The organism is Kosakonia sp. SMBL-WEM22, from assembly GCF_014490785.1.
Lineage (GTDB): Bacteria > Pseudomonadota > Gammaproteobacteria > Enterobacterales > Enterobacteriaceae > Kosakonia.
The window spans coordinates 2,959,572-2,982,849 of sequence record NZ_CP051488.1 but is presented as its reverse complement, the minus strand read 5'-3'; the positions used below and the strand labels follow the sequence as shown (position 1 = coordinate 2,982,849).

Annotated in this window: 22 protein-coding genes, 3 tRNA genes and 1 pseudogene; 20 read left to right on the top strand and 6 right to left on the bottom strand. The window is 50.4% G+C overall.

The genetic code is table 11. The features are described 5' to 3' along the window. Positions 1-195: 195 nt before the first annotated feature. Positions 196-612, top strand: coding sequence for a lipoprotein YedD (gene yedD / locus HF650_RS14260; RefSeq protein WP_187799236.1), 417 nt, complete (start codon positions 196-198; stop codon positions 610-612). Between the two features lie 60 nt (positions 613-672). On the opposite strand, the gene fliT is transcribed toward yedD, so the two are convergent. Genes fliT through fliD form a run of 3 tightly spaced genes read right to left on the bottom strand, consistent with a single transcriptional unit; the run spans position 673 to position 2,875 of the window. Next, entirely contained in the window at positions 673-1,032 is a 360-nt protein-coding gene (gene fliT / locus HF650_RS14255; protein ID WP_187799235.1) for a flagella biosynthesis regulatory protein FliT, read from the bottom strand. After that, the gene (gene fliS / locus HF650_RS14250; RefSeq protein WP_187799234.1) at positions 1,032-1,442 is read right to left on the bottom strand and encodes a flagellar export chaperone FliS; all 411 of its coding nucleotides are present in this window, start codon (positions 1,440-1,442) and stop codon (positions 1,032-1,034) included. The genes fliT and fliS overlap by 1 nt, the downstream gene beginning before the upstream one ends. A 23-nt stretch (positions 1,443-1,465) precedes the next feature. Then, positions 1,466-2,875 carry a flagellar filament capping protein FliD gene (gene fliD / locus HF650_RS14245; protein ID WP_187799233.1) on the bottom strand — a complete coding sequence of 470 codons (1,410 nt, stop codon included), beginning with the start codon at positions 2,873-2,875 and terminating at the stop codon, positions 1,466-1,468. A 244-nt stretch (positions 2,876-3,119) separates the two neighbouring features. Here fliD and HF650_RS14240 point away from each other — a divergent pair, with 244 nt between their 5' ends. The 10 genes and pseudogenes from HF650_RS14240 (at position 3,120) to sdiA (ending at position 14,936) form a co-directional block, all read left to right on the top strand. Continuing rightward, positions 3,120-4,073 carry a flagellin gene (locus HF650_RS14240; RefSeq protein ID WP_223284167.1) on the top strand — a complete coding sequence of 318 codons (954 nt, stop codon included), beginning with the start codon at positions 3,120-3,122 and terminating at the stop codon, positions 4,071-4,073. 433 nt (positions 4,074-4,506) lie between these two features. Beyond that, positions 4,507-5,454, top strand: a complete 948-nt coding sequence (locus HF650_RS14235; protein ID WP_223284166.1) for a flagellin — start codon at positions 4,507-4,509, stop codon at positions 5,452-5,454. 142 nt (positions 5,455-5,596) lie between these two features. Next, positions 5,597-8,920 carry a tetratricopeptide repeat protein gene (locus tag HF650_RS14230; RefSeq protein WP_187799232.1) on the top strand — a complete coding sequence of 1,108 codons (3,324 nt, stop codon included), beginning with the start codon at positions 5,597-5,599 and terminating at the stop codon, positions 8,918-8,920. Positions 8,921-9,199: 279 nt separating this feature from the next. Further along, positions 9,200-9,919, top strand: coding sequence for an RNA polymerase sigma factor FliA (locus tag HF650_RS14225; RefSeq protein ID WP_023480141.1), 720 nt, complete (start codon positions 9,200-9,202; stop codon positions 9,917-9,919). Between the two features lie 62 nt (positions 9,920-9,981). Continuing rightward, positions 9,982-10,533 carry a flagella biosynthesis regulatory protein FliZ gene (gene fliZ / locus HF650_RS14220; protein WP_187799231.1) on the top strand — a complete coding sequence of 184 codons (552 nt, stop codon included), beginning with the start codon at positions 9,982-9,984 and terminating at the stop codon, positions 10,531-10,533. Positions 10,534-10,612: 79 nt separating this feature from the next. Next, entirely contained in the window at positions 10,613-11,413 is an 801-nt protein-coding gene (gene tcyJ, locus HF650_RS14215; protein ID WP_187799230.1) for a cystine ABC transporter substrate-binding protein, read from the top strand. 106 nt (positions 11,414-11,519) lie between these two features. Then, positions 11,520-12,506, top strand: a pseudogene (dcyD, locus tag HF650_RS14210) (D-cysteine desulfhydrase). 19 nt (positions 12,507-12,525) lie between these two features. After that, positions 12,526-13,194 carry a cystine ABC transporter permease gene (tcyL, locus tag HF650_RS14205; RefSeq protein WP_023480131.1) on the top strand — a complete coding sequence of 223 codons (669 nt, stop codon included), beginning with the start codon at positions 12,526-12,528 and terminating at the stop codon, positions 13,192-13,194. Continuing rightward, positions 13,191-13,943: an L-cystine ABC transporter ATP-binding protein TcyN gene (gene tcyN, locus HF650_RS14200; protein WP_187799229.1), complete on the top strand. Its 753-nt coding sequence runs from the start codon at positions 13,191-13,193 to the stop codon at positions 13,941-13,943. The genes tcyL and tcyN overlap by 4 nt, the downstream gene beginning before the upstream one ends. 270 nt (positions 13,944-14,213) lie before the next feature. Beyond that, a complete protein-coding gene (sdiA, locus tag HF650_RS14195) occupies positions 14,214-14,936 on the top strand; it encodes a transcriptional regulator SdiA (protein WP_187799228.1) in 723 nt (240 codons plus the stop codon). 64 nt (positions 14,937-15,000) lie between these two features. Here sdiA and HF650_RS14190 read toward each other — a convergent pair whose 3' ends face one another. Continuing rightward, on the bottom strand, positions 15,001-15,225 hold the full coding sequence (locus HF650_RS14190) for a DUF2594 family protein (RefSeq protein ID WP_042712094.1): 225 nt from the start codon (positions 15,223-15,225) through the stop codon (positions 15,001-15,003). 460 nt (positions 15,226-15,685) lie between these two features. Between HF650_RS14190 and uvrY the strand changes: the two genes are divergently transcribed. The 9 genes from uvrY (at position 15,686) to HF650_RS14145 (ending at position 21,242) form a co-directional block, all read left to right on the top strand. After that, a complete protein-coding gene (gene uvrY / locus HF650_RS14185) occupies positions 15,686-16,342 on the top strand; it encodes a UvrY/SirA/GacA family response regulator transcription factor (protein WP_187799227.1) in 657 nt (218 codons plus the stop codon). Next, complete coding sequence (uvrC, locus tag HF650_RS14180) at positions 16,339-18,171, top strand: excinuclease ABC subunit UvrC (RefSeq protein WP_187799226.1); 1,833 nt, start codon at positions 16,339-16,341, stop codon at positions 18,169-18,171. The genes uvrY and uvrC overlap by 4 nt, the downstream gene beginning before the upstream one ends. Positions 18,172-18,227: 56 nt before the next feature. Beyond that, complete coding sequence (gene pgsA / locus HF650_RS14175) at positions 18,228-18,776, top strand: CDP-diacylglycerol--glycerol-3-phosphate 3-phosphatidyltransferase (protein ID WP_187799225.1); 549 nt, start codon at positions 18,228-18,230, stop codon at positions 18,774-18,776. 148 nt (positions 18,777-18,924) lie between these two features. Next, positions 18,925-19,000, top strand: a tRNA-Gly gene (locus HF650_RS14170). 54 nt (positions 19,001-19,054) lie between these two features. Next, positions 19,055-19,128: transfer RNA gene (locus HF650_RS14165), tRNA-Cys, on the top strand. Between the two features lie 12 nt (positions 19,129-19,140). Further along, a tRNA-Leu gene (locus HF650_RS14160) sits at positions 19,141-19,227 on the top strand. 627 nt (positions 19,228-19,854) lie between these two features. Further along, entirely contained in the window at positions 19,855-20,268 is a 414-nt protein-coding gene (locus tag HF650_RS14155; protein WP_249118850.1) for a DUF2778 domain-containing protein, read from the top strand. Continuing rightward, entirely contained in the window at positions 20,252-20,509 is a 258-nt protein-coding gene (locus HF650_RS14150) for a hypothetical protein (protein ID WP_187799224.1), read from the top strand. Before HF650_RS14155 ends, HF650_RS14150 begins: the two co-directional genes overlap by 17 nt. Positions 20,510-20,792: 283 nt before the next feature. Next, positions 20,793-21,242, top strand: coding sequence for a DUF943 family protein (locus HF650_RS14145; RefSeq protein WP_187799223.1), 450 nt, complete (start codon positions 20,793-20,795; stop codon positions 21,240-21,242). A 47-nt stretch (positions 21,243-21,289) separates the two neighbouring features. On the opposite strand, the gene tyrP is transcribed toward HF650_RS14145, so the two are convergent. After that, positions 21,290-22,501: a tyrosine transporter TyrP gene (gene tyrP / locus HF650_RS14140; RefSeq protein WP_187799222.1), complete on the bottom strand. Its 1,212-nt coding sequence runs from the start codon at positions 22,499-22,501 to the stop codon at positions 21,290-21,292. Between the two features lie 252 nt (positions 22,502-22,753). After that, the gene (ftnA, locus tag HF650_RS14135) at positions 22,754-23,251 is read right to left on the bottom strand and encodes a non-heme ferritin (RefSeq protein WP_023480186.1); all 498 of its coding nucleotides are present in this window, start codon (positions 23,249-23,251) and stop codon (positions 22,754-22,756) included. Between the last annotated feature and the right edge of the window lie 27 nt (positions 23,252-23,278).

Here is a 23,278-nt window from a genome sequence, read left to right as displayed (position 1 = left end):
CTCTGAACTCAGAAGGTATGGGGACGTACAGAAAAGTCGTACAAAAGAAGCGGGATGATACACGTCTTTGCGGCGGAACCGCTGCACAATAGGGCAAAAACCTGGCGCAGATCAAAGTTGTTCTCACACGGTTAAAGAGTGGCGAGGCGCAGCCTTTAATGCCACAATCGCTTTTTTTCACGAGCAGGATGAAGAATGAAAAAACGTATGATTCTCGGCGCGATGCTGCTGCTGAGCGGCTGCGTGCAGGTGGACAACTATCAGGCAGTTGTGAAACACCCGGCGCCCGCAGGATTAGCGGGCTACTGGCAATCTACGGGGCCGCAGAGCAGCCTGGTGAGCCCGGAGGCGATCGCCAGCCTGATCGTAACGCCGCAGGGAGATACGCTCGATTGCCGCCAGTGGCAGCGCGTGATCGCAGTTCCTGGCAAATTGATGCTGGATGGCGATATCTTCTATAACGTTACGCAAAAGCTGGACGTTTACCGTTTAAATCAGGAAGGCAATACACTGGAGTTTGATGGTCTGACGTTGTCACGTACCGATAAACCGACCGTCGAATGCCAGCAGGCGCTGGAGAAAGCGGGGCTGGATATTAACCGCCAGAATTGAGCGAAAAGAGGAAAACGTGGCGGGTGAGGGAGTAACCGCAGCACCCGCCGCTAATGAGACTCACATCTCATTGGGGAACAAGATATTTCCAGAAAGACGTCCATATGTCGAATTCAGGTTATGTTGTCGGGAAGTTTGACCAACCAATGTCCTCAGCTCGTCCATTCGCTGGTTTAACAATGTCTTCAATAACACTTCATTGTCCAGAATTTGCTTGAGCATCGGGCGAATTTGCGCCTGCACATGAGGCGCTGCTTCGCTTGAATCCTGGTACTGTGTCAACTTCTCAACTGAGGTTACATACCCCAGTTCAAAGCTGATGAGTTCGTCCCAACGTCCTTCCTTAGCAAGGTTGAGCATGGTAAGGCTGGTGGCCAACAGTTGCTGATAGTGGTGGAGCAACCCGAGATTTGCTTCCATTAGTAAGTGTCCCGCGCGTTTTGATGAGTGGGGCCAATCTCTTTCCAGGCATCAGCAATATTGCTCAGCAACAGGGTGACTTCATCAATAGCGGCGAGGTCATTATGGAGATTTGCCTGTAAAAGACGTCGTGTCATGTAGTCATAAAGACTGTCCAGGTTCGCCGTAAGATCGCCACCGACTTCATGGTCAAGACCTGCACGTAAACCGTTGTTAATGATATTAATTGCCTTTGTAAGCGCCTGTCCTTTACCGGGGATATCTCCCTGCTCAATCAGGATCGCGGCTTTTTTCATGGCGCTTAACGCGCCATCAAAAAGCAATACCACGAGTTGATGCGGGCTCGCGCTCAGCACGGCGCTTTCGACGCCGACCTGAGCATAAGCCTGAATTCCCGATTTCGTATACATGTCCAACCTCAACTAATGGTTTATTAACTCATTGCATTAAACTGCTGTGTCAGATAGTTCCCCGTAGACGTCATGGAAGAGACTAACTGGCTCAAACTGGTGAACTGCGCTTTGTAGCGTGCCATGGTGGCTGTGATCTGGTCGTTGACAGCTTTATATTGCGTATCCAGGCGCTTCAGGGTCTTGTTAATGCCGTCGGTGGCATTCTGAATGCTACCTTTATCACCCAAAATATCTTTCAGCAGGTTACTGGCCTGTGTCGCAAAGCCTGTTTTTTTACCGTCGCCAGAGAGAAAGGTCACCACATCAGCGGATTTCTCATTCAGCGCTTTTTCAAGCTTCGTGCTGTCCACGGTCAGTTTACCGCTCACGTTCTGCGTAATACCCAGTTCTGATAACGCAGAGAAGCTGCCGCCAGACTGTGATGAAGAGAGCTGCGAGCGCAGACGAGTCTGAATATTGCGCAGCGTACCGTCACCCAACAGATCGCCATTCGAGGAGCTTTGCTTATCGCTGCCCTGATCGACCGCTGTAAACTTAGTCTGGTTCGAGATAGTCGTTTGCAGCGAGTTATAAGCATCAACATAGGCCTGTACCGCTGCAATCATCGGCGCGTTATCTTTCGTCACTGACAGTGTTTCGGGCGTACCGCTCGTCAGCTTATTTAACGTCAGGGTCACGCCTTCCGGCGCATCCGTAATGGTGTTGCTGCTACGGGTAATGTCGATGCCATTGATTGTTAACTGGGCGTCGCTCGCTGCAACTTGCTGCGTCATCACATTGCTGGCACTGCTGGTGTTTGATGAGTCGTAGCTAAGGTATTTCGCCAACTCCGTGTCATCAGTCGTGATGGTCATCTTGTTGGTAGTACCGCTATCACGCGAGGTCAGCGCCAGGTAGTAGCTGCTGTCATCTGCCTTGATAATACTGGCGGTCACGCTGCCCTGTTTGGCGTTGATTGCATCACGCATATCCGCCAGGCTGGTTTTATCTTTATCCAGCGTCACGGTAAGCGGCGTTTTCTGGCCCGGCTGCGTGATAGTAATGGTGCGCGAGCTCATGCTCTGGTCACCAATATCTTTATCTTTGCTGTCCACTTTCGGGCTGAGCAGAGACTGCGAAGCCGCCAGCGATTTTACTTCAATAGAGTACGTTCCCGCCGACGCTGTGTTAGCAAGCGTGGCAGTAAAGGCGGTATTGGTGCTCGACACTTTCGTCCCTGCGATTGCCGAGGTGTTTTTTAGCGCGTCCGCCGCCGTTTGCAGCTTATTAAGGGAGGTTTGCACCACGCCCCATGCCGTAAGCTTTGCTTTATAAGAGGACTGCTGCGCTGTAATAGGCGTCAGCTTTGTCTGTTCAGCCGTCTGCAAATTGTCATACAACGTATTGAGGTCCAGGCTGGTGCCCGCGCCAAGTGAACTTACAGTTGCCATTTCTTCATCCTTCAGTTTTAGACAATCACTGTGGAGAGTATCGGCAGCGATGGTGAAAAGATTAGAGGCTTTTTTTTAAAGCAATGGCTAAATAAAGAGGGTTAATGAGGGGCAGTTTGTCGCTTTAAAAAAAATGATCTTTTTTCTAAAGGTTGTTCTGCGGCTGTCGATAATCAGGTTAACGGTGAGAAAGCCGTAGGCAGATGCCTGAATCTGATAACTTTATTATTGAAGGATAACTATCATGGCTGTTATTAATACTAACACCCTCTCGCTGATGACCCAGAACAACCTGACTAAATCACAGTCTTCTCTGGGCACCTCTATTGAGCGTCTGTCTTCCGGTCTGCGTATCAACAGCGCAAAAGATGACGCAGCTGGTCAGGCGATTGCTAACCGCTTCACCTCTAACATCAACGGTCTGAGCGTTGCAGCTCGTAACGCCAACGACGGTATCTCTCTGGCGCAGACTGCTGAAGGCGCACTGAGCGAAGTGAACAACAACCTGCAGCGTATCCGTGACTTGACCGTTCAGGCGCAGAACAGCTCCAACTCCGCTTCTGACATCGACTCCATCCAGTCTGAAGTCAACGAGCGTATGAAAGAGATCGACCGCGTAACTTCGCAGACCGATTTCAACGGCCAGAAAATCCTGAACAACCAGACCGCTACTGCCAAATCTTACGATTTCCAGGTTGGCGCGAAGGATGATGAAACCATCAGCATCTCTATGAACAGCGCTGCTGGCTGGAACCTGGCTTCTGCCAAAACTGACAGCACCACGGCTAACCCGAGCGCTACTGGTACTTATGCAAACACCGTAGCTGCTGGCACCCTGGCAACCGTTGCTGGTGACAAGCGTAAAGTGGACGCAATTGGCTTTGACGTTATTTCCGGTAAAGTTAATGGCGCAACTGCTGGTTCCGGTTCTCCGCTGAAAGATATCGACGCCGCTATCAAAGCTGTTGATACTCAGCGTAGCTCCCTGGGTGCTTCCCAGAACCGTTTCGAATCTACCATCACTAACCTGAACAACACGGTAAGCAACCTGTCCGCAGCGCGCAGCCGTATTCAGGATTCTGATTACGCGACCGAAGTATCCAACATGTCCCGCGCGCAGATCCTGCAGCAGGCTGGTTCTTCTGTACTGGCTCAGGCCAACCAGGTTCCGCAGACCATGCTGTCCCTGCTGCGTTAATCGCAAACCCTTTTGTTGCAAAAAGCGCCGCTTGTCGGCGCTTTTTTTATTGTCTGACGTTCCTGTTCCCGCTTGCGAGTTTTTACGAACAATAAATTTGTGCTTTAAATATTATTGAGATTTTTCTTATAAAATAAAATATATCGCAGCTAAAGGAAAGTTGCCGTATTTGCTATTCATTTAAAAAGCGTTCAATTAACCACATATGATGTGTGATGAATATCTTTTCGCTCAAAAAAAAGCTTTTTTTTAAAATCATTTATTGGATTTGTGTCGTTATAAATCAATATCTTAATGTTTACCCCGGCCTTTATTGAATATCTTGAGAAAAAACCACTAAAGAGATCGTCGATCACGTCGATAACTATTATGACGGTGATGAAGCCGCTGGCGCATACCGGAACTTACATCTTATTACTGAAGGATAAATATCATGGCTGTTATTAATACTAACACCCTGTCGCTGATGACCCAGAACAACCTGACTAAATCACAGTCTTCTCTGGGCACTTCGATCGAGCGTCTCTCTTCCGGTCTGCGTATCAACAGTGCTAAAGATGATGCTGCTGGCCAGGCGATTGCCAACCGCTTCACCTCTAACATCAACGGTCTGAGCGTTGCAGCTCGTAACGCCAACGACGGTATCTCTCTGGCGCAGACTGCTGAAGGCGCACTGAGCGAAGTGAACAACAACCTGCAGCGTATCCGTGACCTGACCGTTCAGGCGCAGAACAGCTCCAACTCCGCTTCTGACATCGACTCCATCCAGTCTGAAGTCAACGAGCGTATGAAAGAGATCGACCGCGTAACTTCGCAGACCGATTTCAACGGCCAGAAAATCCTGAACAACCAGACCGCTACTGCCAAATCTTACGATTTCCAGGTTGGCGCGAAAGATGATGAAACTATCAGCATCTCTATGAACAGCGCTTCTGGCTGGAACCTGGCTTCTGCAAGCGGTTCAACTACCGTTTCTCCGACGGGTGGTGTTTACCATAACACCCGTGCTGCAGCTTCTCTGGCACAAGTTGCCAGCGAAAACCGTAGCGTGGCTGCAGTTGGTTTCGACGTTATTTCCGGTAAGATCTCTGGCGCCTCTGCTGGTTCCGGTTCTCCGCTGAAAGATATCGACGCCGCTATCAAAGCTGTTGATACTCAGCGTAGCTCCCTGGGTGCTTCCCAGAACCGTTTCGAATCTACCATCACTAACCTGAACAACACGGTAAGCAACCTGTCCGCAGCGCGCAGCCGTATTCAGGATTCTGATTACGCGACCGAAGTATCCAACATGTCCCGCGCGCAGATCCTGCAGCAGGCTGGTTCTTCTGTACTGGCTCAGGCCAACCAGGTTCCGCAGACCATGCTGTCCCTGCTGCGTTAATAACGCAAAAACAATCTGTAAAATTAGCATCAAAAATAACGGGTATTTTGCCCGTTATTTTTTTTTATTTTTTTTACCATTGGTGCAATCCTGCGCATACGGTGTTTCCTCTGTATGCCCGTCATAATTATGGAGCACCGATATGAAGCAAAGACTTGCCTGGCCTGCAGCACCAAAAAAAACCACTCCCGCTTATAAGGGTAAAACCGAGCAAGCATTAGCTTATCTGTCCGATCAGCCCGAGAAGACATTGCAGATTGCGCAAAAGTTGGTTAATCAAAACAGCAACGACCCCTTTTTGCACTTACTGATCGGTAGGGCGCACCAGAAGATGGGCAACTTTCCGCAGGCAGAAAAAAGTTACAACCACGCGCTAGAGCTTAATCAATATTATGAAGACGCTATTCATGCTCGTGTGGATTTGCTCTATCAGAGTGAGCGTTATGATGAAGCTGTGACCGTGCTGAATAATGCGATAACTGCTTTAGGTAAGTCGCAATCACTCGGCTTCCGCGCATTTCTGGCTTCTACGCTATTAAAACAGAAAAAATATGAGCAGGCCGTTGAGATCTATAAAGAGTTGTTAGAAGAAGATCCCGCCAACTGGTTGCACTGGAATAATCTTGGGATGATTTACCAGGATCAAAGCCTGTTTGCTGAAATGGATGATGCTTTCATCAATGCTACCAAACATACCACTGACGATCCCATTCCCTATTACAACCGTATTGTTGGTGCGCATTATAATCCGCAGCAGACTGCCGAAGATATTTTGGCAATCTGTCAGGAGTGGCAAGAAAAATTCGCTGTACGCCAGAAGCCTCGTATTAAAGCCAAAGAGTTGGATAAAAATAAGCGCTTACGTGTCGGCATGATCTCAGATGGTTTCCGACTGCATCCGGTTGGGAATATGATTACTTTAGCGCTGTCTGCTATACCCGCTTCGCAGATCGAGTTTTACGCTTATAGCACCAATTTCAGAAACGATCATATGACTCAGCGCATTAAGCGCTTCTGCTCAAAATGGATGGTTGTCGAAAACTATTCTGTAGACAAACTCGATAGCATTATTCGTGAGGATGAGATCGATATCCTGTTGGACCTTAGTGGCTACAACTCGAATAGCTGCATGCGCAACTTCCAGCTTGCACCTGCCCCTCTCCAGGTCAAATGGGTTGGTGGCTTGATCAGCAGCACCGGATTGCAGACCATGGATTATCTCATCAGCGATAATATCGAGACGCCAGAGGGTAGTGATACGCTTTATACAGAAAAGCTTATCAGAATGCCGAATGATTATATCTGTTACGATCCGCCGGCCTATTTGCCTCCTCTGGCCGACAATCCGGTTAAGCGTAATGGCTTTATCACCTTTGGTTGCTTCAATAACGCCACAAAAATTAATGAAGTATTATTGCAGCAATGGTCTGTCATTATGCACGCTGTTGCGGATTCACGTCTCTTCCTGAAAAGCTTCAACTTCGAAAATGAAGGCCTCAAGGAACGCGTTCTTTCTCAACTTGAAATGAATGGTATTTCACGTGAACGCGTGCGTATTGAAGGAAGCTCTGCGCATAAAGATCTGCTGGCGTGCTATAACGATGTCGATATTGCGCTCGATCCGTGGCCCTATTCGGGTGGATTAACCACCTGTGAAGCGATGATGATGGGCGTTCCAGTGGTGACGTTACCTGGGCCTACGTTTGCGGGCCGGCATTCGGCCACGCATCTGACGAATGCGGGTATGCAGGAGCTGGTGGCGCAAAGCTGGGAACACTACATCGATATCGTTCTGGGTCTCACGCAAGATTTAACCAGTCTGACAGTTATTCGCCAGCATTTACGTGAAATTCTTATCAAATCACCGGTGTGTGATGGTGAGAAGTTTGCTGTCCATTTCTCCAATGCCATGCGCGCTATCTGGCAAAGATACTGTGATGGGAAAGCTCCGGCGGCCCTCACTCTTAGTGAAGAGAGTGGACCGCAATTTGTCGATGAAGCAGAGCCTGTCATACTCCAGCAGCCAGAACCGGGTTCAGTAAAGCTGCAGAAAGAGGAAGATGAAGAGTTTAGCTTCCTTTTGAGTGGTAAAATCGTCACGCTTGATTACGGCGCACTCTTTGCCCGCAGTGACAAATTTGTTTTGCTTCATGCTACTGACGCGCTTCAGTCCATCATTATGGATATTGCTGGTAACGTGCGTGATGACGAACTCCCATTGCGCAAAAATAATATTTTGCATACCCGGCTCTATATTTTTGGCAACGGCGAGCCAGCTAATGTCCATATTTGTCTCGATCCGACATACAGCAGCGATTTGAAGCCAGTGTCAGATCTTGAGGGCCATAGAGTGGTGACGGAGGCCGTAGCCCACACTGAGAAGCTTGATGAGATCGAAAGCTTACAGCGTGTCGAGTGGCTTATTCTTAACAACCGTTTTAATTTGCGCGATTTATTTACCTATGGCGCAAATAAAATCAGCAAAAGCCTGGTGTTAGATATCCGCATAACCTTTGAGCCTACGCATCAAGGTCAAATGTCTTATGATGAGATTCATAACGTGCTTCGGGAAATGGGCTTTGTTTTCCACTCGTTTAATGAGATTCAATATGCCGAGGCTAACGGAAAAATAACGCCTGACGTGCTATCTCCTACCCAGATGGTGGCCGCGAATATGCTGTTCATTCCTGGTGCGGAGAAACTGGCCGCGCTCCCCGATGGGCAGAGGGAAAAGCTAGGATTTATCATGCACATGGCCTACAACATCTCTGATGTGGCTCATGCGGCGCTGATGTTAAATGGCGAAGAGCGTGCGGCAAAATATTTATTAGCGCTCAATCCACAGAGCGAAACGCCGGTTGATGAGAGTGTTGATGATGAACCTGCATTCATTATTCCTGAGATGCCGCGAATGTCGCCTGAAGAGCGGGTGATGTTCGAGAAATATCTCACTAAAGCCAAAGCATATTATGAGTTCGGCAGCGGTGGCTCAACGAAATTAGCGACCAGACATGGCGTTGAAGTCTATGGCGTTGAAAGTGATAAATTCTGGGTGGAAACGTTACGCAAAGAGGCGGGTCCTCTATGCAAAGTAGAGTATGTCGATATCGGGCCTACAAAAGAGTGGGGCTACCCGGTTGATGAAACCGAGAAAGCTAAGTTTCCAAAGTACAGTGAAGCCATTATGCGTTACAAAAATGGGTTCGACGTGATTCTGATTGATGGGCGTTTTCGTGTTGCATGTACACTAAATGCGATAAAGCACACGCTGCAACATAAGTCTGCCGCGCAAAAAACGTTGATTATCATTCATGACTTTTGGGATCGTCCAAATTATCACGTAGTGTTGAATTTCCTTGATGTAGTTGATAGCGCGGAGAGTCTGGGGGTATTTAAGCTCAAGAAAAATATTGACCTTAAGCACCTTGCTGAAAAACTTCGCGAGTATAAGTACGTTACGGCGTAGTTCTTCGCGTCAATAAAACTCTTATAAAATGTCCCGTTTTTAACCGAGCGGGACATTTATTGCGGAGGATAAGCGAGAAAAGCTATCTAATCAGGCTACGCAACACGCTGATTTCACTTAAGAAGTGAAAGTTGTCTTAGGGACGGTTTTTTCAGGCGCGTTAACTGGCCTGTCTAACTAGCAAAATAACCCCTCATTTCACTCACTATTCAACCAATCAAAACCACTACAGGATCGGATAATCATGCCGATAACTCAATTAACGCAGGGCTGTTTATCGTGAATTCACTCTATACCGCTGATGGTGTAATGGATAAACACTCGCTGTGGCAACGTTATGTTCCTCTAGTGCGTCATGAAGCATTGCGCCTGCAGGTGCGTTTGCCAGCGAGTGTGGAACTGGACGACCTGCTACAGGCGGGCGGCATCGGTCTATTAAATGCAGTAGATCGTTATGACGCTCTGCAAGGAACGGCATTTACCACTTACGCAGTACAGCGTATTCGTGGGGCTATGTTGGACGAGTTGCGCAGCCGCGATTGGGTGCCACGCAGTGTCCGACGTAATGCCCGCGAAGTGGCGCAGGCAATGGGGCAACTAGAGCAAGAGCTGGGACGTAACGCGTCGGAAACAGAAGTGGCGCAGCGTCTTGGTATTCCTGTCGAGGAGTACCGTCAGATGTTGCTCGATACGAACAATAGCCAGCTTTTCTCCTATGACGAATGGCGGGAAGAGCACGGCGACAGTATCGAGCTGGTGACGGAAGATCATCAACAGGAAAACCCGTTATTCCAGTTAATGGAGAGTAATTTACGCCACCGGGTGATGGAAGCGATTGAGTCGCTGCCCGAGCGTGAACAACTTGTCCTGACGCTGTACTACCAGGAGGAGCTGAATCTCAAAGAGATCGGCGCGGTACTGGAAGTCGGGGAATCACGCGTCAGCCAGCTCCATAGCCAGGCCATTAAGCGCTTACGTACCAAGCTGGGTAAGTTATAGGTTGGTGATACTGCATCGCCCCTGGTAAATGACGTACAACGCATTGACAACCAGGAGTTATCATGACGGTGCAGCAATCCAAAAGACGGCCATTAAGCCGCTACCTTAAAGACTTTAAACACAGCCAAACGCATTGTGCTCACTGCCACAAACTGCTCGACCGCATTACACTGGTACGCCGCGGCGAGATCGTCAACAAAATTGCGATTTCGCGGCTGGACATGCTGCTGGATGAAGCCGCGTGGCTACAAGAGCAAAAAGAGTGGGTTGCGCTCTGTCGCTTTTGTGGCGATCTGCACTGCAAAGAGCAGAGCGACTTCTTCGATATCATCGGCTTCAAACAATACCTTTTCGAACAGACTGAGATGAGCCACGGTACGGTGCGCGAATATGTCGTGCGCCTTCGCCGTCTCGGCAACCACCTCACTGAACTCAATATCTCCCGCCAACTGCTGGAAGAGGGGTTCCTTGATGAGAACCTCGAACCCTGGCTACCTGCAACCAGCACCAATAACTATCGCATCGCTTTGCGCAAGTACGCGCAGTTTAAAACTCAACAACGCTTTACTGGCGCGCAAAAAGTCGCTGTCGGCGCGACATCTGATATATATTAAAAATGCGTGTTTTATCAGGCCACGGCTGGGCTTAGAGCCCAGGCGCGGCGCGCTATCGTAAAACTTTTGTGGGGGATAAATGAAACTAGCACTTCTGGGCCGTCAGGCATTGATGGGCGTTATGGCTGTCGCGCTGGTGGCTGGCATGAGCGTCAAAACGTTTGCCGCAGAGAATCTGTTGAATAAGGTAAAAGAGCGCGGCACGTTATTAGTTGGGCTGGAGGGCACCTATCCACCGTTCAGCTTTCAGGGTGATGATGGCAAGCTGACCGGGTTTGAAGTGGAGTTTGCCGAAGCGCTGGCGAAACATCTGGGTGTCAAAGCGTCGCTGAAGCCCACGAAATGGGACGGCATGTTAGCCTCGCTGGACTCAAAACGCATCGATGTGGTAATCAACCAGGTGACCATCTCCGATGAGCGCAAGAAAAAATATGACTTCTCAACGCCGTACACCGTTTCTGGTATTCAGGCGCTGGTGAAAAAAGGCAATGAAGGCAGCATAAAAACGCCTGCCGATCTGAAAGGCAAGAAAGTTGGCGTCGGTCTTGGCACCAACTACGAAGAGTGGCTGCGCAAAAACGTGCAGGGCGTCGATATTCGTACCTACGATGATGACCCGACCAAATACCAGGATCTGCGCGTTGGGCGTATTGACGCCATTCTGGTCGACCGTCTGGCGGCGCTGGATCTGGTGAAGAAAACCAAAGATACGCTGGCTGTTGCCGGTGATGCCTTCTCCCGTCAGGAGTCTGGCGTCGCGGTGCGCAAGGGCAACGATGACCTGCTGAAAGCGATTGATGCTGCCATTGCCGAGATGCAGAAAGATGGCACCATGAAGGCGCTGTCGGAAAAATGGTTTGGCGCAGATGTAACGAAGTAATCGTGCTCTGTTAAAAAAGGCGCTTAATCAAGCGCCTTTTTTATTGCGGCGGATATTTCCGTGCATAATAAAAGCATTACGTATCTTTGCGGCTTCAGGAGGTTGTATGCCCTTACACAATGTAACCCGTTTTCCCCGCCTTGAGTTTATCGGCGCGCCGACGCCGCTCGACTATTTACCGCGTTTATCGGATTACCTTGGTCGCGACATTTATATCAAACGTGATGATGTGACGCCGCTGGCTATGGGCGGCAACAAGCTGCGCAAGCTGGAGTTTCTTGCCGCCGATGCGCTGCGCGAAGGTGCCGATACGCTGGTTACCGCTGGCGCAATCCAGTCCAACCACGTACGCCAGACGGCGGCGGTGGCGGCAAAGCTCGGCCTGCACTGTGTCGCGCTGCTGGAGAACCCGACCGGTACCCGTGCGGAAAACTACCTTACCAACGGCAACCGCCTGCTGCTCGAACTCTTTAATGCGTAGATTGAGATGTGCGACGCGCTTACCGATCCGACGGCTCAGCTCAGCGAGCTGGCAACACGTATTGAAGCGCAGGGGTTTCGCCCCTATGTTGTGCCGGTGGGCGGCTCTAACGCGCTGGGGGCGATGGGGTATGTCGAGAGCGCGCTGGAGATCGCCCAGCAGTGTGAAGGCGTGCTCGGTCTCTCATCGGTGGTAGTCGCTTCCGGCAGCGCCGGTACCCATGCCGGGCTGGCGGTGGGTCTTGAACAGCTGATGCCGGATGTGGAGCTGATTGGCGTCACCGTCTCGCGCAGTGTCGCGGAGCAGAAACCGAAGGTCGTCACGCTCCAGCAGGAGATTGCCCGTCAACTTGAGCTGCAGGCGCAGGCGGATATCCAGCTATGGGATGAGTACTACGCGCCAGGCTACGGGCTGCCAAATGATGAAGGGATGGAAGCGGTAAAGCTGCTGGCACGCCTTGAAGGGATCCTGCTCGACCCGGTTTATACCGGCAAAGCGATGGCCGGTCTGCTTGATGGTATCGAGCAGAAGCGCTTTAAAGATGACGGCCCCATTTTATTTGTGCATACGGGCGGCGCACCGGCGCTTTTTGCCTACCATCCTCACCTTTAACGCAGGCAGAAAAACCAGAATGCAAGAGAGCCTACAACTCGTTATTGACTCCGCCCCGTATCTGCTGAAGGGCGCGGTTTTCACGCTGCAGCTCAGTATCGGCGGCATGTTTTTTGGTCTGCTGCTCGGCTTTTTACTGGCGCTGATGCGCATGTCGAAGCTGTTGCCGCTGCGCTGGCTGGCGCGTTTCTATATCTCTATATTTCGCGGCACGCCGCTCATCGCTCAGCTTTTTATGATCTACTACGGCCTGCCGCAGTTTGGCATTGAACTCGACCCGATCCCGTCGGCGATGATTGGCCTTTCGCTTAATACGGCAGCCTACGCGGCAGAGACCCTGCGCGCGGCGATCTCGTCGATTGACAAAGGGCAGTGGGAAGCTGCAGCGAGCATCGGCATGACGCCGTGGCAGACTCTGCGCCGCGCGATTCTGCCGCAGGCGGCGCGCGTGGCGTTGCCACCGCTCAGTAACAGCTTTATCAGCCTGGTAAAAGATACTTCGCTGGCGGCCACTATCCAGGTGCCGGAGCTGTTTCGCCAGGCGCAGCTTATCACCTCGCGTACGCTGGAGGTTTTCACTATGTATCTGGCGGCGTCGCTGATTTACTGGGTGATGGCAACGGTGCTCTCTACGCTGCAGAACTACTTTGAAAACCAGCTTAACCGGCAGGAGCAGGATCCGAAATGAGTGCAATCGATGTAAAAAACCTGGTGAAGAAATTCCACGGCCAGACGGTGCTGCACGGTATCGATCTGCAGGTAGAAGAGGGCGAAGTGGTGGCGATCATCGGCCCGAGCGGCTCGGGGAAAACCACGCTATTGCGCAGCATTAACCTGCTTGAGCAACCGGAGAGCGGCTCGATTCGCGTGGGGAATATCACCATTGACGCCAACCGCTCTGTCGGCCAGCAAAAAGGTGCCATCCGCGAATTGCGTCAGCATGTCGGGTTCGTGTTTCAGAACTTCAACCTCTTTCCACACCGTACGGTGCTGGAAAACATCATTGAAGGGCCGGTGATTGTTAAAGGCGAGCCGAAAGAGGAGGCGCTAGCCAGAGCGCGTGAACTGCTGGCGAAAGTGGGGCTGAGTGGGAAAGAGAACAGCTATCCGCGCCGTTTATCTGGCGGCCAGCAGCAACGTGTGGCGATTGCCCGCGCGCTGGCGATGCGCCCGGATGTGATCCTCTTTGATGAGCCTACTTCGGCGCTCGATCCAGAACTGGTAGGCGAGGTGTTAAACACTATCCGCCAGCTGGCGCAAGAGCGACGCACGATGGTAATCGTCACCCATGAGATGAGTTTTGCTCGCGATGTCGCAGACCGGGCGATCTTTATGGATCAAGGGCGGATTGTTGAACAGGGTGAGGCGAAAACACTTTTTGCTGAACCAAAACAGGCACGCACGCAGCAGTTCCTTGAAAAATTCCTTACCCAGTAAACGAGATGTCGCGATTCAGTAATACCGGGAGCTGAATCGCGACAATTTTACTTAAAGCCTTTATTAAAGTAACCAATTAGCCCACCTCCATCAGGGGAAATAATGTCATCATTTGCACCTTATTTACGCCTGCTCGCCATGCTTTAATCCGGTAATAAAGCGAACTCCTTACCAAATATTCCGATATTTTATATTTATAATTAAGTTTTATGTGTTAGCTTATTGTATACAAAAATATGATTAATAAGTGCAGGGGTATTACCGGTCGGTATGCAGCAAAAAGATTTTTTAACCTGGCGTCGTGAAATGATTTCGCGTTTTCAGGAAATGACTGTGGCACAGGACGTTTATACGGAGATCCAGCAGCAGACACAACTGCTGGAATTTGATTATTACTCGCTTTGCGTGCGCCATCCGGTGCCTTTCACCCGGCCAAAGCTTAGCGTGGAAACCTCATATCCTCCTGGATGGATGGAGCACTATCAGGCAGAGAATTACTTCGCTATCGATCCGGTGCTGAAGCCTGAAAACTTCATCCAGGGACACCTGCCGTGGAATGACAAACTTTTTCATGATGCGATGACATTGTGGGATGCCGCACGCGACCACGGCCTGCGCAAAGGCGTTTCGCAGTGTTTAATGCTGCCTAATCACGCGCTGGGCTTTCTCTCCGTCTCGCGTAGCAGCCTGTTTGGCAAGACGATGGCCGACGATGAAATTGAGCTGCGTTTGCAGACGCTAGTGCAGCTGAGCCTGCTGGCACTGACGCGCCTTGCGGATCATACGGTGATGACGCCAGAGATGAAGTTCAGTAAACGCGAGCGGGAAATTTTGAAGTGGACTGCAGAGGGGAAAACTTCGGCGGAAATAGCGATGATTCTCTCTATCTCCGAGAACACGGTCAATTTCCACCAGAAGAATATGCAGAAGAAATTTAACGCGCCGAATAAAACGCAAATTGCCTGCTATGCGGCGGCTACGGGAATAATTTAATAGCCTGCGCGGCAGATGGCGCAAAGTGATTCCGGCTGTCAGAGCGCTGACAGCCGGAGAGGAATTACTGACGGTAAGCTTGTTTAATTTGCTTAACGGTGCTGGAAAATACGTCGGCCTGAGCTTCATCTTCCATTTGTGCAATTAACCTTTCCATTTTAATAATGACGCGTCCTGCATCCGCCTGGCCCATCGCTTGCAGCATCAGGGTAATCATCGACTTCAGGCAAGCGACTTCCTGCGCCAGTTCTTTTGCATTTTCGGCGGTGGTGAAATCAGGTGTGCTCAATTTATTTTCCTCATTACATTGTCACGGACTATCGCGACGATCGCTGTCAAGGCCGCGGAGTATACCACAAGGCTTATAAAAAAAAGCAGTGGTTGTTTTTTAATCGCTATAGAAAGTAATTGATTGAGGTGCTGTTGAAATTAAAGTGACCCCATAGTTGCAGTTGAAATATATGTTTAGCGCGCGTTAAGCGTGGCTAATTGCTGTAACAAGCATATTTGCGTAAATTCTTCTGCATTCTCGCACCGTATTTGCTAACTTTCTGAAATGAAAGGGTTTGTAGTTTTGCCGCTTCGTTTTTCATATTGAAAAAAGTTTCCAGCTTATGTACAACTTCATTTCCAAAAACGAGAACAAAATTGGTGATGATTGTTTTTTTGCCTTTCATTATGGGCTAAAAAAAAGCTAATATACGGCGAATTAGTTTTCGCAGCGTTATCCCTTTTCCGGAGATACTCCTTTGATCAACGTACTACTTGTTGATGACCATGAACTGGTGCGCGCAGGGATACGACGCATTCTCGAAGATATTAAGGGCATTAAAGTGACGGGTGAGGTCAACTGCGGTGAAGACGCCATCAAATGGTGTCGAAGCAACGCGGTTGATGTTGTCCTCATGGATATGAATATGCCCGGTATCGGCGGCCTTGAAGCGACGCGAAAAATCGCGCGCGGCAGTGCCGACACAAAAGTCATCATGCTTACCGTTCACACCGAAAACCCCTTGCCCGCTAAAGTGATGCAGGCTGGCGCAGCGGGCTATCTCAGTAAAGGCGCTGCGCCGCAGGACGTGGTTAATGCTATCCGCTGCGTTCACTCAGGCCAACGCTATATCGCGTCAGACATTGCACAACAGATGGCGCTTAGCCAAATCGAGCCAGAAAAGACAGATTCACCGTTTGACAGTTTGTCGGAACGTGAATTGCAGATTATGCTGATGATCACAAAGGGCCAGAAGGTCAATGAGATCTCAGAGCAGCTGCATCTGAGCCCGAAAACGGTGAACAGCTATCGCTATCGGATGTTCAGTAAACTGAACATCCACGGTGACGTCGAACTGACGCACCTCGCCATTCGCCATGGTTTGTGCAATGCGGAGACGTTAATAAGTCAGTGACTGAAGTTTTTGATTCCAAAGCCTTTCTGAAAACGGTAACCAGTAAGCCCGGTGTCTATCGCATGTATGACACCGGCGGTACCGTTATCTATGTCGGTAAAGCAAAAGACCTGAAAAAACGTCTTTCCAGCTACTTCCGCAGCAATCTTGCCTCGCGTAAAACCGAAGCGCTGGTCGCGCAGATCCAACAGATCGACGTGACCGTGACGCATACGGAGACCGAGGCGTTGCTGCTGGAGCACAACTATATCAAGCTTTACCAGCCTCGTTATAACGTGCTGCTCAGGGATGATAAATCCTACCCATTTATTTTTCTTAGCAATGATACGCACCCCCGTCTGGCGACTCATCGCGGCGCGAAGCATGCGAAAGGGGAGTATTTTGGCCCCTTCCCGAACGGCTATGCGGTGCGGGAAACGCTGGCGTTGTTGCAAAAAATTTTCCCCATTCGCCAGTGCGAAAATAGCGTCTATCGCAACCGCTCCCGCCCATGCCTGCAGTACCAGATTGGCCGCTGCCTGGGTCCGTGCGTTGAGGGGCTGGTAAGCGAAGAGGAGTATGCGCAGCAGGTTGACTATGTGCGTCTGTTCCTCGCGGGCAAAGACGACCAGGTGCTAACCCAGTTGATCGCGCGAATGGAAAAAGCCAGCCAGGCGCTCGATTTTGAGGAAGCCGCGCGCGTACGCGACCAAATTCAGGCTGTGCGTCGCGTGACGGAAAAGCAGTTCGTTTCCAATAATGGTGATGATCTGGATGTTATCGGCGTGGCATTTGATGCCGGTCTGGCCTGTGTACATGTGCTATTTATCCGTCAGGGTAAGGTTCTCGGCAGCCGCAGCTATTACCCGAAAGTGCCGGGCGGTACCGAACTGGGCGAAGTGGTCGAAACCTTTGTTGGCCAGTTTTATCTGCAGGGTAGCCAGATGCGAACGCTGCCGGGAGAAATCCTGCTCGACTTCGACCTTACGGATAAGACCCTACTTGGGGACTCCCTCTCTGAGCTGGCCGGGCGCAAAGTCAATGTGCAGACCAAACCGCGCGGCGATCGCGCCCGCTATCTGAAGCTGGCGCGCACCAATGCCGCGACGGCGCTGAGCACTAAGCTTTCGCAGCAATCGACCGTCCATCAACGCCTTGCTGCACTGGCGAGCGTACTTAATCTGCCTGCGGTTAAACGCATGGAGTGCTTCGATATCAGCCATACGATGGGCGAGCAGACTGTCGCCTCCTGCGTCGTGTTTGATCCCAACGGTCCGGTACGCGCCGAGTATCGTCGCTATAACATCACCGGCATTACGCCGGGCGATGACTACGCGGCCATGAACCAGGTGCTGCGCCGCCGCTATGGCAAAGCCATTGAAGAGAACAAGATCCCCGATGTGATCCTCATAGATGGTGGTAAAGGACAATTGGGCCAGGCAAAAACCGTATTTGCCGAGCTGGATGTGCCATGGGATAAACATAAGCCGCTGCTGCTGGGCGTGGCGAAGGGCGCGGACCGTAAAGCCGGTTTAGAGACGCTCTTTTTCGAGCCGGAAGGGGAGGGGTTCAGCCTGCCACCCGATTCGCCTGCGCTGCATGTGATTCAGCATATTCGCGATGAGTCGCACGATCATGCCATCAGCGGGCACCGCAAAAAACGGGCGAAGGTGAAGAACACCAGTTCGCTCGAAACCATCGAAGGGGTGGGGCCGAAACGCCGCCAGATGTTGCTGAAGTATATGGGCGGTCTGCAAGGGTTACAGAACGCGAGCATCGAGGAAATTGCGAAAGTGCCGGGGATCTCGCAAGGTCTGGCAGAAAAGATCTTCTACTCGTTGAAACATTAAGGGCTCTGTAGCAACATAGAGCGAAATTTTACGGACAACAGACAGTTAACGCCACCATGCGATTCAATATTCCTACGTTGCTCACCCTTTTTCGCGTCATCCTGATCCCGTTTTTCGTTCTGGCGTTCTATCTGCCGTTTCACTGGGCGCCGTTTGTTTGCGCCCTTATTTTTTGCTGCGCGGCGGTAACCGACTGGTTTGACGGTTATCTGGCGCGTCGCTGGAACCAGAGCACGCGCTTCGGTGCCTTTCTCGATCCGGTAGCCGATAAGGTGCTGGTCGGGATCGCGATGGTGTTGGTGGCGGAGCATTATCACAGCTGGTGGGTGACGCTGCCTGCGGCAACGATGATTGCCCGTGAAATTATCATTTCTGCCCTGCGCGAGTGGATGGCAGAGATGGGTAAACGTAGCCGTGTGGCGGTCTCCTGGATTGGTAAAGTCAAAACCACGGCGCAGATGGTGGCGCTGGTGTGGCTGCTGTGGCGCCCGAATCAGTGGGTGGAGTACGCCGGTATTGCGCTCTTCTTTGTCGCCGCTGTGTTGACGCTCTGGTCGATGCTGCAATATCTCAACGCTGCGCGCGGCGATCTGCTCGAACCGTGATCGTTTCGTCGCAAATTTCAGCAAACGATCGTGCTTTTGAAAAATATCGTTGACTCATTGCGTCAGGTAAGTAGAATGCAACGCATCGGAAGGCGGCACAGCTTGCCAGAAGATAATAAAATCAAGCGATTACAACACGCCTGATTACGCAGGAATAGCTCAGTTGGTAGAGCACGACCTTGCCAAGGTCGGGGTCGCGAGTTCGAGTCTCGTTTCCCGCTCCAGTTTTACGCATCGGCTGTTACAGCGGGTGCTGGCTGAAAAGCCTGAAGAATTTTGGCGCGTTAGCAAAGCGGTTATGTAGCGGATTGCAAATCCGTCTAGTCCGGTTCGACTCCGGAACGCGCCTCCAATTTCTTCCCGAGCCCGGATGGTGGAATCGGTAGACACAAGGGATTTAAAATCCCTCGGCGTTCGCGCTATGCGGGTTCAAGTCCCGCTCCGGGTACCATGGGGAAAAAGCAGAATAATCAAAGCAATAAGCAGTGTCGTGAAACCACCGAAAGGTGGTTTTTTTGTGCCTGAAATTTTCCAGAAGGCTATGGGGTTGCGGCAATCCTTTATAAAGGAAGGTAACGATTAACTGATTGAGCCAGACTATTATCAACTCCCTGGTTTGGCTCCCCGCTTTGAAACACGACCGTTTCCTTCTCTCTGCAGTGACTATAGGATGAAGCGTTTTGCCCTGAGGACATTTGCCTGTCAGGAGAAGTGGCAGGAGCAATGCCATCCTGAAAAGGCTGACGTGCAACGATTCCTGCAGAACCTTCCCCCTCGTTTACCCCCACAACTCTACTGTGTGCGGAATGTCCCACTGTTATTCGCCAGGTCGTGCCTGAGTTGGCATCAAAGCGGATAAACAAGACCAAACTTCAAAATGCGCACTCATGCTGCGATTGTCTCTTAAAAAACGTTCCTGATTTAAAGACAAAACTGCTATAGCGTGTGAGGCGGATTGCTTCTGGCAAATTCATCGCCATTTGCCGCATCGAAGGATAGCCAAACTGCAGCTGCCCGGCGTAGGCTAATTTCCGGTATTCAGGGGGATGGACACCTGTGTCACGGCCCTGAATGCTCCATGTTCAATAACGCTGCAATTCCCCCGGGGCGTTATTGGATTGTGGATCGCCCCAAGGGAGGGAGATTCAGTGAGTTAAACCAGTGGGCTAAAGAAGTGGCTACTGGCAACAGCTATGATGACTGGTTTGGTTTGTTTCGTCAGGATGGCTTGATTGATGACAAAACGCAGTTTGAAGTTGGTCCAGGTTATTATTACCGGAGCAATTTGCGGTTACATCCGTTAAGGCCCGATAGTACTGGTCTTAGCGAGGGATGTGTAACATTCTACCGTCGGGCTGATTTTTACGCCGTTCGCAAAGCATTACTTCATACTCATACAATGCCTGTCTGTGGCGGAAATGGGCTGATGGCCTATGGTGAGGTAATTGTAACCGGGAATACAACAAGGAGTTGTAATGTCAGTCATCGCTAAATGGGTAATACGTCTTATTGCTTTCCCAGCGTTAAGTTATCTGATAGCCATTAGCGGAGCCTTAAGGCCGATGGTTAATAGCATCTATATTCCGTTCACAGACTTTATAACAGGGCTGGAACTTGGCGAGATGCGCGATTATTCTGACCGGCTGGATAATAATTTAATTATGTTCTATTTCTTGTTTTCGGCTATTGCAGCAGTTCTGCTAATGGCAATTGTTGAGTGGTCGATAAGGTAGTTGCGTAACCAGTAATGTTATTAAAAACGGGTGCCGTGAACTTAGCATCCGTTCCCTACAATTTAGCCTGTATCTTAACCCAGGCATTTTCTCCAAAAAATGAACGTTAAAGTTAAATTGTCAGCTTTAAGCTATCCATGTTGATGTAGCTTCACCCAAGGTGAGTCCAGGTATCTGCTTGATGTATATGCTGAATATGGCGACAATTAGGTATTTTGTTTGTAACTGGCTCTTAACCGATGCGCGTTAGTAAGAAGTGTTCAGATAAATGCAGGAGAGGAGAATGAGACAAAAAAGGCTGCTGACAGTGATAACGATCTTTTTAATATGTAGTGCAATTTTTTTGTATCTGAATCACCGTCCCGTCAAAATCATTGCCGTTCACCAGGATAAAGCTTATTCAAGCATCATTGTCGATCATATGCCTCTGACAGCCAAAGGAAAAATAGAGTGGTGGATGGATCATAAGGACAGGCTTTTTAAGGAGTACAATGTTCCCAAAGTCGATAGCGATGGGTTATTTCGTGTTTACTTTTGGGCTTTTGGTGAAGGTTACAAAGAATTAGGGAAATATGATCGACTCTGCTTTGATGATGTGCCTGAGCCTAAGAATTGTATTGATAAAGACAACCTGATGATTGTTGCTAAGACGCGTGAGGGAAACATGCGATACACATTCGATGACGCCGTCTATATCCAAACTCCTGATGGTGCCCTCAAAAAAAGAAAATAATCTTTCTGATCACCAAAATAAGGCGCTCCAGTCCGAGCGCCCTCGTATTAACCCACTTCCGGCAACCATCCTGCCACAATCAAAAACTGAATAGTAATAATGGCGATACCGCAGGCGAAGATCAGGCACAGCGCCGGTTTACCGCCGAGCACGCGATACCCGCTTTGCGGGTGGTGTTTGCGGCTCTGCCACGCCAGCATTGACGGCAACAGTAGGGCTAATACCGCAAGCGCAACGCCTGCGTAACCGAGGGCCATCACAAAACCGCGCGGGTAGAAAAGGGCAAACGCCAGCGGCGGCAGAAAGGTGATGATGCCGGTTTGCAAACGGCCGGTAACACTATTGCGGCGACGGAACAGATCGGCGAGGTAATCAAACAGGCCCAGCGAGACGCCGAGGAATGAGGTAGCCAGCGCCAGATCGGCAAAAAGGTGGATCGCCAGTTCAACATGCGCAGAGGCGACGACATCGCGCAGCGCCAGCAACAAGCCGTTCAGCCCTGACTGGCTGGCAAGCAAACCCATAAAGGTATGAGAGTCGATGCTGCCAAGCGTCGCCAGCTGCCAGAAGATATAGGCCACCAGCGGAATGGCGCTACCGGTAATAAACACTTTGCGCAGCTGGCGAATGTTGCCGCCCATATAGCTGACAATGCTCGGTACGCTGCCGTGAAAACCGAACGAGGTAAAAATCACCGGCAGCGCTGAAAGTGCCAGCCCTTTTTCCAGCGGCATAGTTAATAAGTTAGCCTGGTGTACGTGCGGCATTAACAGCGCCAGCATCACCACCAGAAAGAGGATTTTGGCGCTGAAGAGAAAACGGTTAAAGAGATCGACCAGCGAGGTGCCAATGCAGACAACGCCGCCAGCCACCAGCGTAAAGATCAGCACGCCCGCGCTCGACGAGAGCGAAACGTTAAACCACTCGCTGATACTTGAAGCAAGCAACTCACCAGCACCGCTGATATAGGCAGCCGTCAACGCGTACATCAAAAACATCATACTGAAGCCGGTGATCCACTGACCGTAACGACCCAGATAGCGCTGCGCCAGCGAGCCCAGCCCGGTTTCAGCCGGAACATGCTGATAGACCTCAAGCAGCAGCAGGGCGGTATAACACATCACTGCCCACAAGATGAAAAGCAGCCCCAGCGTCGTTGCAAATCCTACGCCCGCCGCCGCCAGCGGCATCGCCAGCATGCCCGCACCGATAGTGGTACCCGCGACAATAAATACACTTCCAAGTGCCCGATTTTTCACACTTTCCTCTACTTTCTGAACTCACAGCACACGCAATACGCGGCGCAGAGTAAGATAATTCCACCGTTTCGTCAAATGACCGTTACATGTATTGTAATATTTTGTTTACACCTTGTCGGGCAGATGAAAAGGAACAACCATCGTTGGTGTCGAACGCGGAATCAGGCATTTTGTGGCAGAGAATAATCAGAGAGGAGTGTTCGGGAGCAGAAAGAAAAAGGCGGTACAGAATTAACTGAACCGCCTTTATTATTAATTTTGTGCGTCGAGGGTCGCCAGCTCTTTATCAATAAAGTAGAGGCCTTCACCACTTTTACCCGCCAGCGTTAATTTATCAATTACCGATTTAAAGAGTTTCTCTTCTTCATGCTGCTCGGCAACATACCACTGCAGGAAATTAAAGGTCGGATAATCCTGTGACATCATTGCAACGTGCGCCAGCTCATTAATTTTTTGCGTAATATGCTGCTCATGTTCGTAAGTTGCGCGGAAAAGTTCATCAAGGGAGGCATACTCTGCGACTGGTGAAGCAATATTCGCAATGCGCGGCAGGCTGCCGGTGTCCGTCAGGTAGTCGAACAGGCGCTGCATATGGGTCATCTCTTCCTGTGCGTGGCGGCGCAGAAACGCGGCGGCACCTTCAAAACTGTGGTAGCTGCACCATGCGCTCATCTGTTGATAGAGCAGGGAGGAGAAGAGTTCCAGATTCATCTGTTCGTTAAGTTTTTCGATCATCTCTGCTTTTAACATCGCACGGCTCCGGAATTAAAAATATAA

Excerpts from the sequence above, each read along its gene's own strand:
- tcyJ (WP_187799230.1), top strand. The coding sequence starts at position 10,613 with ATGAAACTAGCACTTCTGGGCCGTCAGGCATTGATGGGCGTTATGGCT.
- HF650_RS14235 (WP_223284166.1), top strand. The coding sequence starts at position 4,507 with ATGGCTGTTATTAATACTAACACCCTGTCGCTGATGACCCAGAACAAC.
- sdiA (WP_187799228.1), top strand. The coding sequence starts at position 14,214 with ATGCAGCAAAAAGATTTTTTAACCTGGCGTCGTGAAATGATTTCGCGT.
- fliZ (WP_187799231.1), top strand. The coding sequence starts at position 9,982 with ATGACGGTGCAGCAATCCAAAAGACGGCCATTAAGCCGCTACCTTAAA.
- tcyL (WP_023480131.1), top strand. The coding sequence starts at position 12,526 with ATGCAAGAGAGCCTACAACTCGTTATTGACTCCGCCCCGTATCTGCTG.
- pgsA (WP_187799225.1), top strand. The coding sequence starts at position 18,228 with ATGCGATTCAATATTCCTACGTTGCTCACCCTTTTTCGCGTCATCCTG.
- yedD (WP_187799236.1), top strand. The coding sequence starts at position 196 with ATGAAAAAACGTATGATTCTCGGCGCGATGCTGCTGCTGAGCGGCTGC.
- HF650_RS14155 (WP_249118850.1), top strand. The coding sequence starts at position 19,855 with ATGTTCAATAACGCTGCAATTCCCCCGGGGCGTTATTGGATTGTGGAT.
- HF650_RS14230 (WP_187799232.1), top strand. The coding sequence starts at position 5,597 with ATGAAGCAAAGACTTGCCTGGCCTGCAGCACCAAAAAAAACCACTCCC.
- fliS (WP_187799234.1), bottom strand. The coding sequence starts at position 1,442 with ATGTATACGAAATCGGGAATTCAGGCTTATGCTCAGGTCGGCGTCGAA.
- HF650_RS14145 (WP_187799223.1), top strand. The coding sequence starts at position 20,793 with ATGAGACAAAAAAGGCTGCTGACAGTGATAACGATCTTTTTAATATGT.
- fliT (WP_187799235.1), bottom strand. The coding sequence starts at position 1,032 with ATGGAAGCAAATCTCGGGTTGCTCCACCACTATCAGCAACTGTTGGCC.
- HF650_RS14150 (WP_187799224.1), top strand. The coding sequence starts at position 20,252 with ATGTCAGTCATCGCTAAATGGGTAATACGTCTTATTGCTTTCCCAGCG.
- ftnA (WP_023480186.1), bottom strand. The coding sequence starts at position 23,251 with ATGTTAAAAGCAGAGATGATCGAAAAACTTAACGAACAGATGAATCTG.
- HF650_RS14240 (WP_223284167.1), top strand. The coding sequence starts at position 3,120 with ATGGCTGTTATTAATACTAACACCCTCTCGCTGATGACCCAGAACAAC.
- tcyN (WP_187799229.1), top strand. The coding sequence starts at position 13,191 with ATGAGTGCAATCGATGTAAAAAACCTGGTGAAGAAATTCCACGGCCAG.
- fliD (WP_187799233.1), bottom strand. The coding sequence starts at position 2,875 with ATGGCAACTGTAAGTTCACTTGGCGCGGGCACCAGCCTGGACCTCAAT.